Raw genomic sequence first — 498 nt, forward strand, 5'->3', positions numbered from 1 at the left:
GGTGATGATGTCGGGGGTAATGCCAAACAGCTCCTCGGAGGCGAACCAGTGGCCGAGGCGGCCGAAGCCGGTGACGACCTCATCCGAGATGTAGAGAACGTCATGCTTGCGGCAGACCTCCAGGCAGCGGCTGTGGTAGCCCGCGGGCGGCACGATCACGCCGCCGGAGCCCAGCACCGGCTCTGCGATGAAGGCGGCGACATTGTCCGCGCCCAATTCCAAAATGGCGTTTTCCAGATCCGCCACCTTTTCATCCAGGAATGTGTCGATGCTCATGCCCTGGGGGCGGCGGAAGGCGTTCACGTCCGGTAGGAAATGGGGGATGGACTGGTCAGTGTCGAACCACTGGCGCTCGCTTGGCTTGCCGCTGAGCGAGGCGGTCAGATAGGTGCCGCCGTGGTAGGCATGCGCCCGGGTGATGATCCTTTTCTTGGACGGCTTGCCCAGCAGGGTGTTGCGGAAGGGGACAAAGCGGATGGCGGGGTCCACCGCGGTGGA

Annotated in this window: 1 protein-coding gene; it reads right to left on the reverse strand. The window is 64.1% G+C overall.

Annotated elements, in window-relative coordinates:
• On the reverse strand, window positions 1-498 hold a 498-nt coding region (locus tag RA21_RS21905), incomplete at both ends, for an aminotransferase class III-fold pyridoxal phosphate-dependent enzyme (RefSeq protein WP_039152781.1).

The organism is Leisingera sp. ANG-DT (genome assembly GCF_000813785.1).
Taxonomy (GTDB): Bacteria; Pseudomonadota; Alphaproteobacteria; order Rhodobacterales; family Rhodobacteraceae; genus Leisingera.